This window comes from Brucella pituitosa (assembly GCF_003049685.1).
Lineage (GTDB): Bacteria > Pseudomonadota > Alphaproteobacteria > Rhizobiales > Rhizobiaceae > Brucella > Brucella pituitosa.
Genome location: NZ_PYSY02000001.1, coordinates 351517 through 369765 on the forward strand (window position 1 = coordinate 351517; position 18249 = coordinate 369765).

The following is an 18249-nucleotide window of genomic DNA, read 5'->3' on the forward strand; positions in this document are numbered from 1 at the left end:
GTTTTCGCAGAGCTGTGGCAGCCTTTCAAGGGCAATTATGTGTCAGCGCCGGGTTCCTTATTTACGCCTCCACGTTTGATGCCACGGCGGATCATGGCGGTATTGGCACCGCCGAGACCAAAGGCCAGTGCAAAATAGACGACCATTGCTGCAACAACCATAGTCGTAACGGTGCCTGCTCTGACCGCGAACGAGGCAGCGGATGAGAGTTCATATGCGAAATGCCCGATGGCAAAATAGATACCTGTTGCCATCACGCCCGCTGCAATCAGCAGGCGGGGAATGCGGGTGAGCAACGGTATATCGCTCCCCCAATGGCCACGCTTGACCAGTGTCGCAAACAAGAGCGCTGCATTGACCCAACCGGCAGTAATTTCGGCAATCGCTATGCCGCTTGGCCCCATGCGTTGAAACAGCGTGATGGCCAGCGACACGTTCACGACCACTGAAATGGCTGCAAAGATCATAGGTGTGCGGGTATCTTCGCGCGCGAAGAAGCCCGGAATGAAGGCTTTGATCAGAACAAACGCTGGAAGACCCAAACCGTAAATCGCGAGAATATTGGAAACGACGATTGTCGATTCAGCACTGAACTGACCGCGTTCAAACAGAAGCCGCACAATCGGCTCTGACATGACAAGCAGTGCTGCGGCAGCCGGAAGGGTGAGAAACAGCGTGAACTCGACTGAACGGTTCTGCAGGTTCGAGGCTTCTTTCATGTGTCCGCCGCGCAATGCGCGGGAGAGCTCTGGCAAAAGCACAGTCGCAACCGCAATACCTACCACGCCGAGCGGCAACTGATAGATGCGATCGGCATAGACGAGCGAGGATACGGCCCCTTCCATGCCCGATGCGATATTGGTGTTGATCAGCAGATTAATCTGCGTGATGCCGCCGGTAATCGCTGCAGGTAATGCCAGCACCAGCAAGCGTTTGACATTTTTAGTCAGGCGCGGACGACGGAAACCGATCTTGATGCCTGCATTGCGCACGGCAAGCCATACGATAGCGAGCTGCACTACACCTGCCGCCATCACACCCCATGAGAGCCCGTAGCCGACGGCAAGTGCGTCGTAACCATTCCACCAGGCAAAGGCCAGCACGGCAATCAGAATGATGTTGAGGAACACCGGAGCGATGGCTGCTGCAAAATAGCGATGCAGGGAGTTGAGCATTCCGCCCATCATGGCCGAAAGCGACATGCAGGCGAGATAGGGGAACATGATGATCGCAAGCCGCACAGTATTGTCGAACTTTACCGGATCATCGGTGAAGCCCGGCGCAATGACCGTGCGCACGATAAACGGCATGGAGAGTTCCATGGCGATCGTAATGAAAAGCAGCACAGTGAATAGAACGCCAAACACTTCTTCGGAAAAGCGGCGCGCGCCCTCCATGCCGTTCTTTTCGATCTCCTTGGCAAACAGCGGCACGAAGGCCGCGTTGAATGCGCCTTCAGCAAATAATCTGCGGAACGTGTTCGGGAAGCGGAAGGCCGCATTGAATGCGTCCGCCACGGGGCCGGTGCCGAGCGCTGCTGCCATGAACATTTCGCGCGTGAAGCCGAAAATGCGGCTCATCAGCGTGCCGGACGCAACCGTTGCGAACTTTTTGACCAAACTCATTGAACTAAAATACCTATATTATGCTGCAGCGCGGCCATTGGTCTTAGCAGTATTTTCCCCGCCAAGAACGGCAAGGAGCTTGCGCCTGATATTGCCCTGTCGGGTTGCGTTTGAAATCTTGTGCCCGACGAGATCGGTTACATAGAAACTGTCGATCACCTTTTCGCCGAAAGTGGTGATATGAGCTGAAGCAATATCCAGCGAAAGGTCAGAAATAAGGCCGGTCAGCTCTGAAAGAAGGCCGGGGCGATCAAGCCCTTCCACTTCGATGACGGTGAACTTGTCCGAGAGCGTGTTGTTGATCTCCACATGCGGCTCCACCTTGAAGGCTTTGGCGCCTTTCTTAGGCTTGGTGCGCTTGGCAAGAACATCGGGCAAATGAGATTTGCCGGAAAGCACGTCTTCGATCACCTTGCCCACGCGCTCGGCGCGTCTGCGCTCATCTTCGTCAGTGTCGAATTCGCGACTGATCAGGATTGTATCAAGCGCGCGACCGTCACCTGTGGTGAAGATCTGCGCATCGACAATGTTGCCGCCAGCCGCCGCGCAAGCGCCGGTAATAATCGACAGCAGGCGCGGATGATCGGGGGCGAGCACAGTGATTTCCGTGACTGCTTCAAAGGTGTGCGGTTTGGCCATCGTGGCAAGCGCACGACCGTTGCGGTCGGTTTCCCTTATGAAATGGGCGTGGCGTACCTGATCGTCGAGACTGACGGTCAGGAAATAGTTGGTGTAATGCAAGCCAAGATAAGCATCACGTTCTGCCGCTGGCCAGTCGGACAGCTTGTCTGCCAATGCAGCACGCGCCTGCCGGTCACGATCAGCGCGTGGCAATTCGGAGAAGCCGCCCGTCAGAACGAGTTCTGTTTCATAGAAAAGGGTACGCAGAAGCTGACCTTTCCAACCATTCCAGACGCCGGGGCCAACGCCCTTGATGTCACAGACGGTCAGAATGAGCAAAAGCTTCAGCCGCTCCATCGTCTGAACCGTATCGGCAAAGTCGACAATTGTTTTGCGATCATTGAGATCGCGAGACTGCGCAACCATGCTCATGGTCAGGTGCTCGCGCACCAACCATTCCACGGTTTCGGTTTCGGATGCAGATAAGCCGAAGCGTGGGCAGAGCCTGCGGGCAATGCGGGCACCGGCGATGGAATGGTCTTCTGGTCGACCTTTGGCGATGTCATGGAGCAGAATGGCCACATAAAGCAGAACACGGTCACGCTTCATGGTGGTAACGAGATGATTGGCCAGTGGGTGCTCGTTTTCGAGCTCCCCGTGCTCGATTTCAGACATGACCTGAATGCAGCGGAGCAGATGTTCATCCACTGTATAGTGGTGGTACATGTTGAACTGCATCATCGCGACGATTTTGCCAAAATCCGGGATGAACTTACCCAGTACGCCAGATTCATTCATGCGGCGCAGGATCAATTCCGGATTGCGCGGCGAGGTCAGCACTTCCAGAAACAGGCGATTGGCTTCTGCGTTCTCGCGCAGTTCTCCGTTGATGAGCTTTAGCGAACGGGTAAGCTGTTGCATCGCATCGGGATGAAATTCCAGTCCATGCTTGTCCGCAAGATGGAAGATACGGATGATATTGACGGGGTCGCGTTTGAAGACGTCGGGATCGGCAATATTAATGCGATGATTCTCGGAGATGAAATCTCCGCTTGCTGAAAGCTTACGTTTGCGGCGCGAGAAGGTGAGGAAGATGCGGTTGAAGCCCGGCACATGCTTGGCTTGTTCTTCTTCGAGCGCCGCACAGAGAATGCGGGTCAGATCGCCAACATCCTTGGCGACAAGGAAGTAATGCTTCATGAAGCGTTCGACATAGTTCTGGCCCGGATGCGCGGTGTAGCCAAGGCGCTGCGCAATTTCCGGCTGGATATCGAAGGAAAGGCGTTCTTCGGCTTTAAGCGTTGCAAAATGCATATGGCAACGCACAGCCCAAAGGAAGTCTTCGGCCTTGTTGAAAAGGCGCAATTCGGCTCGCGAAAGAACACCGAGCTTGACCAGCTCTTCCTTGCTTTTGACGCGATAGAAATATTTGGCGATCCAGAACAACGTGTGCAGATCGCGCTGGCCGCCTTTGCCTTCCTTGACATTGGGCTCAACCAGATAGCGTGTTTCACCCGCTTTTTTATGGCGATTATCGCGCTCGGCAAGCTTGGCCTGAATGAATTCAGGACCGGTATCCTTGACCACCTCTTCGTCAAAACGCGTGACGAGCGAATTGAACAGATCGCGGTTGCCGATAATGAAACGTGCGTCCAGAATGGCTGTGCGAATGGTCATGTCTTCGCGTGAAAGACGAATGCATTCGTCGATATTGCGTGTCGAATGGCCGACTTTCAGCCCCATGTCCCAAAGCATGTAGAGCATATATTCGGCGACCTGTTCGCCCCATGGGGTCTGCTTATAGGGCAACAGGAACAAAAGATCGATATCGGAACCCGGAGCAAGTCCGCCGCGCCCATAGCCACCAACAGCGACAATCGCCATGTTTTCAGCTTTGGACGGGTTCGTCATCGGGTAGGCTTTGGTGCTGGCAAATTCGAACAATGCGCTGATCAGCGTGTCCATGAGATAGGACAGACGTCGCACACAAAGTGTGCCGCCCCCATCTTTCATCAGCATGCTTTCCGCATTGGCACGACCGCGTATCAGAGCATCTTTAAGCGCTTGCAGCACGACTTTGCGCACGGAAGGGCTTGTGTAGCTCTCATCTGTGGAGTCAGCCAGTTCGTTCAGCTTGCGACGCAGTGTTTCGGGATTGACGATTTCTTCAAGCTTTAGGTCGTGTGCGCTCATGCGGCTTTGATGTCCGGCTTGTGGGGAAGGGCTTGCGGTCATCATCCTATAGCCGGTTTTAGATATGGTGAACATTCAAAAGAGAAGGCCGGGCAATGCCCGGCCTTTTCCATGTGTTGGTCGTCTGCTTAGCTGGTTGCGTTGTAGGCCGCGATTGCTGCCATATTGACGATGTCGGTATCTTTTGCGCCGATATTGACAATCTGCGCTGGCTTATCGAGACCGACGAGCAGCGGGCCAATGATGGTCGCACCTCCCAGCTCCTGCAGCATATTGGCAGCAATCGAAGCCGAATGATTGTCGGGCGTGACGATGACATTGGCCGGACCCGACAGGCGGATGAAAGGATACCGGTCCATCAGCTTCGGGTTGAGAGCCACATCCGCACTCATTTCGCCGTCGAATTCAAAATCAACATGGCGTGTGTTGAGAATACGAACTGCTTCCTGAATGCGTGCCGAGCTTTCGCCGACCATATGACCGAAGGTCGAGAACGCTGTCAGTGCCACGCGCGGCACATAGCCCATGCGGCGTGCCATGCCCGCCGCCTCAACGGCGATATCGGCAAGTTCTTCGGCTGTTGGCTGTTCGTGCACGGCAGTGTCTGCGATGAAGACTGTGCGCCCACGGCAGAGCGCGATGGAAACACCCACCAGACGGTGGCCGGGCTTTGAATCGATCACGCGGCGCACATCTTCGAGGCCGGTTGCGTAGTTACGGGTGATCCCCGTTACCATGCCGTCGGCATCGCCCAGCGCCACCATGCAGGCCGCAAAATGATTGCGGTCATTGTTGATCAGGCGGTGGCAGTCACGGGTCAGATAGCCTTTGCGCTGCAGCTTCTCATAGAGATAATCGGCATAGACCGTATTGCGGCTCGAAAGACGCGCATTGATAACCTCGATGCCCGGACGATCAAGATCAAGACCAGCCGCTTTTGCGGTTTCTGCGACGCGTTCCTCACGGCCAACAAGAATGGCCGTGCCAAGCCCCTGATTAACGTAGGAAACAGCGGCACGCATCACCTGTTCTTCTTCGCCTTCGGCAAAGACGATGCGTTTTGGCTGGCGGCGCACGCGCTCATAAATGCCGCGCAATGTTGATGCAATCGGATCACGACGCGCCAGCAGTTCGCGCTTGTAGCCTTCAAGATCGTCAATCGCGCGACCGGCAACACCGGTTTCCATTGCAGCCTTGGCGACAGCAGCCGAAACCGTCGCCAGCAGGCGCGGATCAAATGGCACCGGAATGATATATTGCGGACCGAAGCGCGGACGGCTGCCCTGATAAGCGGCAACCACGTCGTCCGGCACGTCTTCGCGTGCGAGCTCTGCGATTGCATAGACCGCTGCAATCTTCATCTCGTCATTAATCGTGGTGGCACGAACATCGAGTGCGCCACGGAAAATATACGGGAAGCCCAGCACATTATTGACCTGGTTCGGATAGTCCGAACGGCCAGTAGCAACGATTGCGTCATCACGCACTTCTGCCACGTCTTCCGGGGTTACTTCCGGGTCCGGATTGGCCATTGCAAAGATGATCGGGTTTGGCGCCATCGAGCGCACCATTTCCTTGGTCAGTGCGCCCTTGGCCGAAACGCCGAAGAAGATGTCGGCGTCTTTCATAGCATCTTCGAGCGTGCGCTTGGAAGTCTTGATGGCATGGGCCGACTTCCACTGGTTCATACCTTCTTCGCGGCCTTGATAGACGACGCCCTTGGTGTCGCAGAGCGTGACGTTTTCAGCCGGAAAGCCGATGGCTTTGATGAGTTCGATACAGGCAATGCCAGCAGAACCTGCGCCATTACAGACGAGCTTGGTGTTCTTGATGTCGCGGCCCGTCAGATGCAGCGCATTGATCATGCCCGCTGCGGCAATGATTGCCGTACCATGCTGGTCATCGTGGAAAACCGGAATATCCATCACTTCGCGCAGGCGCTGTTCGATAATGAAGCAGTCCGGTGCCTTGATGTCTTCAAGATTGATGCCGCCGAAAGAAGGACCGAGATAGCGCACCGCATTGATGAATTCATCAATGTTGGTCGTATCGACTTCCAAATCGATGGAATCCACATCCGCAAAGCGCTTGAAGAGAACAGCCTTGCCCTCCATGACGGGTTTGGATGCAAGCGCACCCAGATTGCCGAGGCCGAGGATCGCCGTGCCGTTGGAGATAACCGCGACGAGGTTGCCCTTGGCGGTATAATCATAGGCGAGAGCAGGATCTTCCGCGATGGCCTTGACCGGCACCGCGACGCCGGGTGAATAGGCAAGCGACAGGTCGCGTTGCGTCGTCATGGGCTTGGTGGGGTTGATTTCCAGCTTGCCCGGGCGGCCCTGAGCGTGAAAGTCGAGCGCTTCCTTCTCACTGGCTGTGGGTGTGCGTTCTGGCGTGTTGCCCTTCGGCGTCGAGGCTGGCATGTTCCCTCCGGGTTCATCTGCGGGACAAATTCGATAACGCCAGTGATGCACGGTGTAAACAGTGCATATTGGAACAGATGTTGATCCAAAAGTGATGAGTTGTGAAACTTTATGACTTTAAACGATTTAAATGAGCAATAAACGAAGGCTTCAGTATGGAATCGAAAGCAGGCGACAATAACCCACAGGCAGATGAAAGCGCTGTGCAGGAAACCGCTGTTCGCCTCACGCCCATGATGGAGCAATATATCGAGATCAAAGCCGCGAATGTTGATTCGCTGCTCTTCTATCGCATGGGCGATTTCTACGAGCTGTTCTTCGATGATGCGGTGGAAGCGTCCCGCGCACTGGGCATTACGCTCACCAAACGTGGTAAGCACCTGGGCGAAGACATTCCAATGTGTGGTGTGCCGTTCCACGCATCCGATGACTATTTGCAGAAGCTGATTGCCAAGGGCTATCGGGTCGCCGTCTGTGAGCAGGTCGAAGATCCGGCCGAAGCGAAGAAACGTGGCTCGAAATCGGTCGTTCGCCGCGATGTGATCCGCCTTGTAACACCCGGCACGATCACCGAAGAAAAGCTGCTTGATCCGTCCGAGGCAAACTTCCTTATGACGCTCGGCCGCACCAAAGGTGATGGCGCGCTGGCACTCGCCTGGATCGACATTTCAACAGGCACTTTCCGCGTCGCCGAAACAGCCGAAGACCGGCTTTTTGCCGATATCATGCGTGTCGACCCGCGTGAGCTGATCGTGGCCGACACAGCATTCCATGATGCAGATCTTCGCCCTGTTTTTGATCTGATCGGCAAAGCTGTGTCTCCGCAGCCTGCAACGCTGTTTGACAGTGGGGCAGCAGAGGCGCGCATTCAGCGCTATTTCAATGTCGCGACACTGGATGGTTTTGGTCAGTTCAGCCGTTCTGAGCTTTCGGCCATTTCCGGTGCGATTGCCTATATCGAAAAGACGCAGATTTCAGAGCGTCCGCCTTTGATGCGACCTGAACGCGAGCAGGAAGGCGGCACGATTTTCATCGATCCCGCCACCCGTGCCAGTCTTGAACTGGCACGTACCATGTCCGGCGATCGCGAAGGCAGTCTGCTGAAAGCGATTGATCGAACCGTGACCGGTGGCGGCGCGCGTCTTCTTGCCGAACGTCTGACAGCGCCGCTTACGAACCCGGCAGAAATCGCGCTGCGCCATGATTCCGTTTCATGGTTCTTACGTGAACAATCGCTCTCCGACGCGATGCGGCTTGAACTTAAAGGCGTGCCTGATATGCCGCGTGCGCTCTCGCGTCTGGCGGTCGGTCGCGGTGGTCCGCGTGATCTCGGCGCTTTGCAGCGGGGTTTTGAAGCAGCCAGTGGCATTGGCTCCTTGCTTGAAGGCGCACTTCTGCCTGATGAACTCCGCTCTGCCTGTGACGCGATTGAGACAATACCGGCAAGCTTTGCAGCCCATCTCGATCGGACCCTGGCCGATGAAATGCCGCTTTTGAAGCGCGACGGTGGTTTCGTGCGTCAGGGCTACAACACAGAGCTCGATGAGATGCGTGCGCTGCGCGATCAGTCTCGCCGCGTGATAGCCGGACTTCAGGCGGATTATATCGAGGAAACCGGAATCAAATCGCTGAAAATCAAGCATAACAACGTGCTTGGTTATTTCATTGAGGTGACAGCGAATAATTCTGGCGCAATGACCGACACAGATGCTGCCAAGGGCCGTTTCATCCATCGGCAGACAATGGCGAACGCCATGCGCTTCACCACCACGGAACTGGCGGCACTTGAAAGCAAGATCGCTAATGCGGCTGACCGGGCGTTGTCGATAGAATTGGCAATTTTCGAGGAACTCACTGCGGAAGCAGTCAGCCACGCGGATAGCATCCGTGCTGCCGCAGCAGCACTGAGCGTGTTCGATGTTTCCGCTTCTCTTGCCGTTCTTGCCGATGAGCAAGGCTATTGCCGTCCGCTGGTCGATGACAGCCTGTCTTTCAATATTGTGGCCGGTCGCCATCCGGTGGTCGAACAGGCGTTGCGCCGTCAGGCGGCCAATCCTTTTGTGGCCAATGATTGCGATCTTTCTCCACAATCAGACGGGGGTAATGGTGCGATCTGGCTGCTTACCGGTCCCAATATGGGCGGTAAATCGACATTCCTGCGCCAGAATGCATTGATTGCGATTCTAGCGCAGATGGGGTCGTTTGTTCCTGCGGGTTCAGCGCAAATCGGTGTGGTGGACAGGTTGTTCAGCCGCGTCGGTGCATCGGATGATCTGGCGCGGGGCCGTTCGACCTTCATGGTGGAAATGGTCGAAACAGCGGCCATTCTCAATCAGGCAGGCGAACGTTCACTGGTCATTCTCGATGAGATTGGTCGTGGAACGGCAACCTTTGACGGGCTTTCCATTGCGTGGGCGGCCGTGGAATATCTGCATGAAAAAAACCGCTGCCGCGCACTTTTTGCCACGCATTTCCATGAAATGACGGCGCTGTCGGAAAAGCTCGACCGACTGTCCAATGTCACCATGCGGGTCAAGGAATGGGACAATGACGTTGTCTTCCTGCATGAAGTGGCAAAGGGTGCAGCTGATCGCTCATACGGTGTGCAGGTTGCGCGCCTTGCCGGTCTGCCTGAAGCTGTCGTCAATCGCGCGCGCGATGTTTTGCATCAGCTTGAAGCTGGTGAAACATCAGGCAAAGCCGACAAACTGATCGACGATCTGCCACTGTTTTCCGTTGTGCTTCAACAAGAGAAGCCAAAGCCGCAGGCAGCCGCAAAGGATAGCGAATTGGGGAAGGCCGTTGCGGCGATCAGCCCGGATGAGCTAACGCCGCGTGAGGCGCTTGAGCTGATTTATAAGCTGAAAGAGCTGGCAGGCAGGGCATGAAGTTAGAAAGGCGAAGCTGGTGCTTCGCCTTTTCCTTTATACAAAACGATTAGCGTCCGCGCCGTAATAGGTGATGTAACGGCTGGAAATGCGCTCAATCGGCAGGATGATAAACACATCCGTGGTACCGAAGGCTTCATCGATCACCGCGCCATCGCCGATCATCGCGCCGAGGCGCAGATAGCCTTTCACCAGTGGCGGCATCGAGAAGAGTGCAACCTTGGTGTTGATCGCTTCCTTTGGCATCAAGTCCATCGGCTGATAGCGATGCGGCAGCGCGCGTACATCCCAGTCAGGTGTTGCACGGCAGTTCTGGTGCAAGAAGGACAGGCCCAGAGCATGTGCGGCAGGCACAGCACCGTGGAACGACGCACAGCCAAACATCACGTCAATGGAATGACGGCGGCAATAGGCCCATGCCCCTTGCCACAAAAGCTCGACCGTGCGCTTGGAGCGGTATTCTGCCTTAACGCAGGAGCGACCAAGTTCAAGAAGCTTGAGGTTTGGACGTGAAAGCGCCAGACGCTGCACGTCATATTCATCGGCCGAGTAGAAACCGAGCGCCTTTTCAGCCTGATCGCTGCGCATCAGGCGATAGGTACCAACGATTTGCTGATGCTCGGGAACCGGCAACGAGGTATCATAAACCAGAAGATGATCGCAGATGGCATCGAAGCGATCAGAATCGCGAAGTTCTACTTCTTCGATGGTTTCCTTGCGTGCGCCCATTTCTTCAAAGAAGACGCGGAACCGCAGTTCCTGCGCGGCGTCAATCGCATCGCGAGAATTTGCAAGTCGTACTTCCAGTGACCCGATACGCCCCAGAACAATGGGGTCGCTTGCGGATGTGAAGAGCGTTGGTTGTGCTTCTATGCCCGACATGACCGTATCATCAATGATTTGCTGGCCCATTCCAAGCAGTACTGACATGATGATTCGCTCCTGATCCTGTTGTTCACGCATTCCTGAACGGTTTTCCGACTGATATTTCAGCTGGAGCTAACCAATTCCGATTCTCTTACGGTCTGGTTGCGTGGACATGACGTCCAATCTGACCGCAGCAATACAGATTCAGTGCTACGCGAGGATGACAGAACCGTGTCACCAATGTGTCATTTGGGGTGGGTGAAGCTTATCCCCTTCAAAAATCAGTTAAATTTCATAGTCAAAATAGGGGAAAGCTTGAGTCTGATCAAGCGTTTCGGATTGGGGGCACAAAAGAGCTCTAGCGCGCCGCCCGCTCGCGTCGCCAACCGAGAAACTCTTCCAGAATGATAAGCGCTGCGCCAATGGTGATAAAGGTATCAGCCAGATTGAAAACGGCGAATGACCATGTCGGCAGATGGAACAGAATGTAATCGACCACATAGCCATGCATGACACGATCGATGAGGTTGCCAATGGCGCCGCCGACCACAAGCGCAAATCCATAGCGCGCAAAGATGCGTTCAGACGGGTTTGTCCACCAGAGGTAGAGCACAAAAAGGATGACGGCTGCGGTGATCGCGACCAGGCCCCAGTCATGCAGCCATGCCAGCATTGAGAAGGCGATGCCTTCATTATGTGTGCGGAACAGCGCGAGGAATGGCAGCAGATCAATCTGCTGCCCATAGCCCATACGGGTTTCGACCAGAAACTTGACGCCCTGATCGATCAGGACTGCGATAATGACTACGAGAAACGAGGACAAAACCGCATGACGCTTCATCCGCTGGCCCTTTCATCGAGAGTGAGTGCCTCGCGGCGAATTTCATAAAGCATGACGCCGGTTGCAATCGCCAGATTGAGCGAGTCTGCACGGCCAGCCTGCGGGATGCGTGCGAGCTTGTCGCATGTCTCTGCCAGAGCATCCGGCAGGCCTTGCTGCTCATTGCCCATCATCAATATGACTGGCTTCTTGGCATAAGGAATGGTGCGATAATCGACAGCACCTTTAAGATGCGTGCCGACGATGAGGCCGGAAAAACCCTTGCGCCAGTTGAGAAACTCGGTTTCCGTCACCTTATAAAGCGGCACCGAGAAGACCGATCCCATCGTGGCGCGAACGGTTTCCAGCGAATAGGGGTCGGTGGTGTCGCCGATCAGGATCACGCCTTTTGCCCCGACTGCATCGGCCGTGCGGATAACGGTGCCCAAGTTTCCCGGATCGCGCACGCGGTCGAGCGCGATGTAAACATCGTTGCCCTTTGGCTTGAGGCTTGAAAGCTGCTGATACTGCTGCTCGAAAACGCCAACCACCATCTGCGGATTATCGCGGCGAGTGATGGCAGCCATGATCTTTTCGGTTACTTCCAGCACCAGTCCGCCCTTGGCGAAGGTCCGCGCTGCAACCTGCTCGACCATTTTGTTGCCCTTGCCGGACTTGGCAAACACAAGCGTCTTGATGCGCCAGTCCTGTTCAAAGGCATCAATGACGAGCTTCAGGCCTTCAGCCAGAAACACGCCCTGCTGATCGCGGAATTTTTTAAGCGCAAGCGAGCGCAGATCTTTGACAATCGGATTGGTGAGGCTTGTGACTTCCTTCACCTGACCTACACGTGATCCGGTTGGATGATTGCCGCTTCTGGAGAAATCGTCGTTTCGGCTCATTTTGCTACCCAGCGGCTGAACATGGATGTGGAAAGCGCACGCTTGGCTGAGCGTTCGCGCAGAATAAGTTCACCTGATTCGACCATGCCGCCAAGGCCGGTGAAACGGTCGCGGACCAGTTCGTGAATGGCGAAGAAGGAAGCGCGGATCGAATAGGCAGTCAGGATGACTGCCAAGGCGTTTGGCGTGAGGATTGAGCGGCAGGTGTCGACCATGGCTGGCAGATGTTCGAACAATTGCCAGACTTCTCCGTTCGGGCCACGACCATAGGCGGGCGGATCAAGCAGGATAATGTCGTAGAAGCTTCCGCGGCGCTCTTCGCGCTGCACAAACTTCATCGCGTCTTCGCAAATCCAGCGGATTGGCTTTTCGGAAAGCCCCGCCATTTCCTGATTTTCACGCGCCCAGACGATTGCTTTCTTGGAAGCATCGACATGGGTGACTTCAGCACCTGCACGGGCTGCAACCAAGGAGGCAACACCAGTATAGCCGAACAGATTGAGCACTTTCACCGTGCGGCCCGATTTGGCTGCATTACGGATCAGCTCATCCATATAGGACCAGTGTGCTGCCTGCTCCGGGAACACACCAACATGGCGGAACGAAGTGAAACGGCCGTGAAACGAAATGCCGTCATGCTGCATCGGCCATGTTTCACCCAGAGTCTGACCGGGTTGCAGTTTCGGAAATGCCCAGCGTCCCATGCCTTCTTCATCGGTATTGCCGGTAAAGACCGCGTCGGCTTTGTCCCATTCGCTTTTCGGTAGGCTCGGAAGCCAGATTGCCTGACCTTCCGGACGCACGATACGATAAGGGCCGTATTGTTCGAGCTTGAGACCGTCACCGCTGTCTAGCAGTGCATAATCGTCCGACGGCTCGGTTTCGAGGATAACTGGCGTGCGTTCGCCGGGACGCTCGCCTTCGTAAGCTTTGATCTCACGCAGGGGCGCCGCAATATGCTTTTCTTCAGCAGGCTTTACAGGAGTCTTGGCAAATTGCGGACGCGGCTTTTTGAAGAACGAGCCCTTATCGTCGGGCTTGCTTCCATGCTTGGCAGCCGAGCGCGGCTCATCATGCTTTGCGCGACCGAAGCCACGCTGCTCTTTACCGCCTGTTGGCTTTTTGCCTTTTCCTTTTGGCGCCTTCACCCGAAACTCCGCTTATTATTTGGCCTGTAGGTAGGCCAAATAATGCAGGAACGAAAGTGAAAAAGAAAAAGTGCTGCTATCAGGCTTTGGAAACCGTGCTCGGCACGTGTCGCTTTTCCGCCGATTCCGCACGTTCCAGAAGCTCAGATGCTTCTTTTTTATAGCGGCGTTCCCGGCGGCGATGCTTGCCTTGCGTTAGCCATGTAACGGCAGCGCCGATCAAAGCGCCAAGGATAAGCGCGCCAAACAGCCAGATAAACAGCGGTGCCTGATAGGTCAGCGCAGGATTGCCGGGATTGAATGGATCAATTGTCAGGCCAACCGTTTCCCGGTTGGCGACCGAAAGAGCGATCAGAATGACCGCCAATGGCACCAGAATGACAATTGTTACAACACGCTTTGCCACCATGACGATCGATCAGATGGCGCCGTTGAGACGGTCGCGGAGTTCTTTGCCAGTCTTGAAGAACGGCACCCACTTTTCTTCAACGTCTACCGTATCGCCCGTCCGTGGATTGCGACCGCTGCGTGCTGGACGGTTTTTCACAGAGAAAGCGCCAAAGCCGCGTAATTCCACGCGATTGCCATCAGCAAGCGCATTGGTGATCTCTTCAAAAACCGCGCCAACGATGTTTTCGACATCGCGCTGGAAAAGATGCGGATTACGGCTGGCGATAACCTGAACGAGTTCCGATTTAATCACGGCTTTAAACCCCTGTGTTTATATCTGTCCGGTGAAAGACTCATTTATTTGCCGGGGTGATGCCCGGCGTTCCGTCAACGTGCCAAACCGAAAGAAGTCCGTCAAGGAAGATACGATCCCTGGCGATTTCCTTCAACATGGCATCAGCCTCTTGTGGCACGCCAAGAAGACGTGCTCCGGCATGAATAATCAGATCACGCAGAGAAAAACCGGTGTCGCTGCTGACAGGCTTCCATTCAATCTTCGGCAAATCCTTGGAAACGCCCTTGCTTGTGAGCCAGGCAACGGCCTCTTCCTCGCCGCCAAGGCCATCAATCAGCTTCTTTTCCAGCGCCTGACGTCCCGTAAAGACCGCACCATTGGCCAAAGCCAGGGCTTCTTCACGTGTGAAAGAGCGGCGTTCCTGAACAATTCCGACGAACCAGTCATAGGAATCCATGATCATGTTGCGGATCATGGCTTTGGCTTCGTCGCTTGCCGGACTGAAATAGTTCGGTTCTGCCTTCAATGGCGACGATTTGATGGTTTCAACTTTTACGCCAATGGTGTCGAGAAGTTTGGAAAGATCGGGATACTGGAACAACACGCCAATCGAGCCGACAATCGACGTTTGACGCGCCACAATGTGGTCTGATGCGCTGGCAATCATATAGCCAGCCGATGCCGCAAGTGTCCCGACCTGAGTTACGACCGGCTTCTTTTTGGCAATTTTCCGTACTGCTTCGTAGATTGATTCGCCCCCGACCGTGGTTCCGCCGGGTGAATCGAGGATCAGGATCACGCCCTTGACTGCATCATCATCGGCGATCTTGTTAAGACGCTTCAACAATTCTTCATTTTCGAAGATCGTGCCTTCGATGCGAACCTTCGCGACGTGCGGCGTTGCATAATTGGTGCCTCTCATGGAATAGGAAGCGACTCCTGCAATCAGGGCCGCCAGCAAAAGCAGAAAAGCGATGCGCCAAACTGTGAGCTTTCTGCGCAGCTTGCGTCTTTCGATCAGTGCTTCGGCGTCCTGAGCCATCCTCATCCATCCATTTCTTCAAAACGAAGTGCAGTCGATGTTCTTTAATCTATGACCGGCGAGAGGGGAAGGCTGCAAGCTCCCTCGATGATTTTGCCTGGAACTTGCCAAGACTATAATCAAAATCAGTTGTATGTTAACAATGAAGTGATCGGCGCTTTGTTGCTAAAGGACTGAAGAAAAGCCAGTTTTTGGTGTTTCCGTAGTGTTCATGTCATTTTTGCATGGCAGGTGCGGTGTTTTGTGACGTGTATTAGACTTGAGTGTCAGGGTATTGCACCCCAAATAAACCGCATTGAGCCAAGATAGCACTGCATGAAAAAGTTTCTTGCTTGATGCTTCTGTAAACAGTTGAGCAATAAAGCGACATTAAAAACTGCCGGATAATAGCCGACAATAGATTGAGTAATCGAAAGACACAATGAGCGCTGACACACCACATATCCATGCTTCGCAGGGTTCCGCTTCCGCGGCGTCCAACAGCGGCGGCATGCATTTTGGAGCGTCTGAAAAGGCAGCTTCGCTTTTTAAAGCTGCACAGCGTCATTCGATCCGCGTGCGTGTGCTTAAAACCGCTTTGCCTGTTGCTGCAATTGCACTTGCTGCTGTCTTTTCCTGGTACACATTTCTGGCCACACCGGCCGCTCCTGTGAAGGTCGAAGTGAATAACGGCGGCGAGAGTGGAAAGCTTGTCATGAGTAGTCCAAAGCTCGACGGTTATACCAAAGACAATCGTCCCTATTCAATGGTCGCAGCAAAGGCCGTGCAGGACGTCAAAAACAGTGGCGCAATCTCGCTTGAAGGTATTTCTGCCGAGCTGCCGGTTGGTGACAATGGTAGCGCCAAGATAGAGGCCGCTTCCGGCGTTTTCGATAATGCGAACGGTCGTTTGCAACTTGATAAAGATTTTACTGTTACGACAAATGAGGGTTTGCATGCCGTCATGCGCTCAGCGGATATCAATCTGAAGAGTGGGCAGGTGACGACAGACAAGCCTGTCGATATTCGTAACGGCACTACGCAGATCAGCGCTGACAGCATGCAGATCAAAGAGAGCGGCAAGATTGTGATCTTTGAAAACAAGGTGCGTGTTGTGATTGACGGCGGCGCAGTTTCGGGCAACAACACGCCCTGAATTAAAGCTGTAAAGCGCATGCGCTTTAACAGCTATTGTCTGACGCAGGTTCTGCGGGCTTCGTTTTCTTTTCTGCGCAGTCAGATATTTCTATCTGGCTGCGTTAAGTTTAAGATCGGGGTCGAATGATTATGGCTTGAGGTGTAGGTCTGAAAGGTTGATAGACTTTTCAGGCAGATTTATGCGTCGGGCAGGGATTTGATGTGCTCGGCCTGATTCCTGAAACAGGAAGTGTAGGGGAGCTGGAGAGTAATGGAACGCGAGACGGGCAAGATGAACAAGAGCATGAAGACCCGCACTTTGCGGATGGGATTTGCAGCTTTGGCGCTTGGCCTCGTTGTTGCGCCGCTCTCCGCTCTGGCTCAGGACAGCCAGCAGGTGCCATTTGGCAGCCTCAAGCTTTCTGGTGGCAAGGATCCGATCAAGATCGACGCTGACAAGCTCGAAATGCTCGACAAGGAAGGCAAGGCCATCTTCACCGGCAATGTCTCCGTGGTGCAGGGCGACGCGCTTTTGAAGTCCGGCAAGATGATCGTTTATTACAACAAGGATTCGCAGGGTGAAGGCGGTCAGGCTGCTGGTGGTACTGCTGGTCTGAGTGGGTCCGGTATTGATCGTCTCGAAATCAGCGGCAAGGTTTACCTCAAGTCTGGCACTCAGGTCGCAACCGGTGACACTGGAAACTATGATGGCAAGAGCCAGGTCATGGTCTTGCAGGGCCAGAAGGTTGTGCTGACCGACGGTGATAATGTTGCGACGGGCTGCAAGCTCACGGCCAATATGAGCACCGGCAAGGCTTTCCTTGAAAGCTGCAAGGGTCAGAGCAAGGGCCGTGTATCCATCATTATGGCGCCGCAGGATCAACAGAAGCAGGGCGGTGCTGCGCCCAAATCGAATTAACCGGAGCGCGCGTGGGATTGTTCTGGAACAAGAAAGCCGACGAGCAGCAAGGCATGTCTGACAATGCAGCCGCTCTTGAGGGTGCGGATGGTATGATGCCATCGCAGCCCGGCAAAGCGACCCGTCTCAAAGGGACGCTGGTTGCTCGTGGCCTTTGCAAAAGTTATCGCGGACGACAGGTCGTCAACGGTGTGTCTTTTGGAGTGCGCGCTGGCGAAGCTGTGGGTATTCTTGGTCCAAACGGTGCCGGTAAGACAACCTGTTTCTACATGGTGACAGGCCTTGTTCCCGCTGATGCGGGTGCCATTGAGATCGATGGTTACGACGTAACATCGATGCCGATGTACCGCCGCTCACGTCTTGGTATTGGCTATCTGCCGCAGGAAGCATCGATTTTTCGCGGTCTTTCGGTTGAGAATAACATCAAGGCCGTGCTGGAAGTCGTCGAAAAAGACCGCAAGAAGCGGGCTACTGAACTCGACGCGCTCCTTGAAGAATTTCATATCGCGCATCTGCGCAAGGCCCCGGCCATCTCCCTTTCGGGTGGTGAACGTCGTCGTCTGGAAATCGCACGTGCGCTGGCATCGCGCCCGAATTTCATGCTGCTCGACGAACCCTTCGCCGGTGTTGACCCGATTGCCGTTTCTGACATCCAGCAACTCGTGCGTCATCTGACCAGCCGTGGTATTGGCGTTCTTATCACTGACCATAATGTTCGTGAAACGCTCGGTCTGATCGACCGCGCTTACATTATTCATGCTGGTCAGGTTCTGACGCATGGTCGTCCTGCTGAAATCGTCGCCAACCCAGACGTTCGCAGACTTTACCTCGGCGATCAGTTTACGCTCTGATTTTTCGGATTTCCGCAGATTTGCGGAAACCGCTTTCCTTTTTCCCGTATAAGCCGCGACGACTGCCTCAACAGTCGCCACATTCTTGCGACTATTTTCCCCTTTTCATGAAAAAATGCACATTCAGAATTGACAAGCAAGGTTCATAC

At 54.5% G+C, this 18249-nt stretch carries 14 protein-coding genes; 4 read left to right on the top strand and 10 right to left on the bottom strand.

Going from position 1 to position 18249, the window contains the following annotated elements; genetic code table 11:
- Positions 1-35 precede the first annotated feature (35 nt).
- The 3 genes from murJ to C9380_RS01675 all read right to left on the bottom strand — a co-directional run bounded on the left by murJ (position 36) and on the right by C9380_RS01675 (position 6862).
- Positions 36-1625: a murein biosynthesis integral membrane protein MurJ gene (gene murJ, locus C9380_RS01665; protein WP_024898177.1), complete on the bottom strand. Its 1590-nt coding sequence runs from the start codon at positions 1623-1625 to the stop codon at positions 36-38.
- Between the two features lie 18 nt (positions 1626-1643).
- Positions 1644-4439: a [protein-PII] uridylyltransferase gene (locus tag C9380_RS01670; RefSeq protein ID WP_128092864.1), complete on the bottom strand. Its 2796-nt coding sequence runs from the start codon at positions 4437-4439 to the stop codon at positions 1644-1646.
- 128 nt (positions 4440-4567) lie between these two features.
- Positions 4568-6862, bottom strand: a complete 2295-nt coding sequence (locus C9380_RS01675; RefSeq protein ID WP_100559998.1) for an NADP-dependent malic enzyme — start codon at positions 6860-6862, stop codon at positions 4568-4570.
- A 155-nt stretch (positions 6863-7017) separates the two neighbouring features.
- On the opposite strand from C9380_RS01675, the gene mutS reads away from it, so the two are divergent.
- Positions 7018-9750: a DNA mismatch repair protein MutS gene (gene mutS / locus C9380_RS01680; RefSeq protein WP_128092865.1), complete on the top strand. Its 2733-nt coding sequence runs from the start codon at positions 7018-7020 to the stop codon at positions 9748-9750.
- 36 nt (positions 9751-9786) lie between these two features.
- Here the strand turns inward: mutS and olsB are convergent, their stop codons facing one another.
- The 7 genes from olsB to sppA form a co-directional block, all read right to left on the bottom strand.
- Positions 9787-10680, bottom strand: a complete 894-nt coding sequence (gene olsB / locus C9380_RS01685) for a l-ornithine N(alpha)-acyltransferase (protein ID WP_024898173.1) — start codon at positions 10678-10680, stop codon at positions 9787-9789.
- Between the two features lie 295 nt (positions 10681-10975).
- Positions 10976-11458, bottom strand: a complete 483-nt coding sequence (gene lspA / locus C9380_RS01690; protein ID WP_024898172.1) for a signal peptidase II — start codon at positions 11456-11458, stop codon at positions 10976-10978.
- A complete protein-coding gene (locus C9380_RS01695) occupies positions 11455-12339 on the bottom strand; it encodes a TrmH family RNA methyltransferase (RefSeq protein WP_024898171.1) in 885 nt (294 codons plus the stop codon). Before C9380_RS01695 ends, lspA begins: the two co-directional genes overlap by 4 nt.
- Entirely contained in the window at positions 12336-13487 is a 1152-nt protein-coding gene (locus tag C9380_RS01700; RefSeq protein WP_128092866.1) for an RsmD family RNA methyltransferase, read from the bottom strand. Before C9380_RS01700 ends, C9380_RS01695 begins: the two co-directional genes overlap by 4 nt.
- Positions 13488-13566: 79 nt before the next feature.
- Positions 13567-13896 carry a lipopolysaccharide assembly protein LapA domain-containing protein gene (locus C9380_RS01705; protein ID WP_024898169.1) on the bottom strand — a complete coding sequence of 110 codons (330 nt, stop codon included), beginning with the start codon at positions 13894-13896 and terminating at the stop codon, positions 13567-13569.
- A gap of 9 nt (positions 13897-13905) precedes the next feature.
- Positions 13906-14190, bottom strand: coding sequence for an integration host factor subunit beta (locus tag C9380_RS01710; protein ID WP_007873253.1), 285 nt, complete (start codon positions 14188-14190; stop codon positions 13906-13908).
- Between the two features lie 40 nt (positions 14191-14230).
- Positions 14231-15214: a signal peptide peptidase SppA gene (gene sppA, locus C9380_RS01715; protein ID WP_128092867.1), complete on the bottom strand. Its 984-nt coding sequence runs from the start codon at positions 15212-15214 to the stop codon at positions 14231-14233.
- 421 nt (positions 15215-15635) lie between these two features.
- On the opposite strand from sppA, the gene lptC reads away from it, so the two are divergent.
- From lptC to lptB, 3 genes are all read left to right on the top strand, one after another.
- Positions 15636-16349 carry an LPS export ABC transporter periplasmic protein LptC gene (gene lptC, locus C9380_RS01720; RefSeq protein ID WP_100559992.1) on the top strand — a complete coding sequence of 238 codons (714 nt, stop codon included), beginning with the start codon at positions 15636-15638 and terminating at the stop codon, positions 16347-16349.
- Positions 16350-16601: 252 nt separating this feature from the next.
- Positions 16602-17249: an LptA/OstA family protein gene (locus C9380_RS01725; RefSeq protein WP_024898166.1), complete on the top strand. Its 648-nt coding sequence runs from the start codon at positions 16602-16604 to the stop codon at positions 17247-17249.
- Between the two features lie 95 nt (positions 17250-17344).
- Positions 17345-18100, top strand: a complete 756-nt coding sequence (gene lptB, locus C9380_RS01730; RefSeq protein ID WP_210347977.1) for an LPS export ABC transporter ATP-binding protein — start codon at positions 17345-17347, stop codon at positions 18098-18100.
- Positions 18101-18249: the final 149 nt, after the last annotated feature.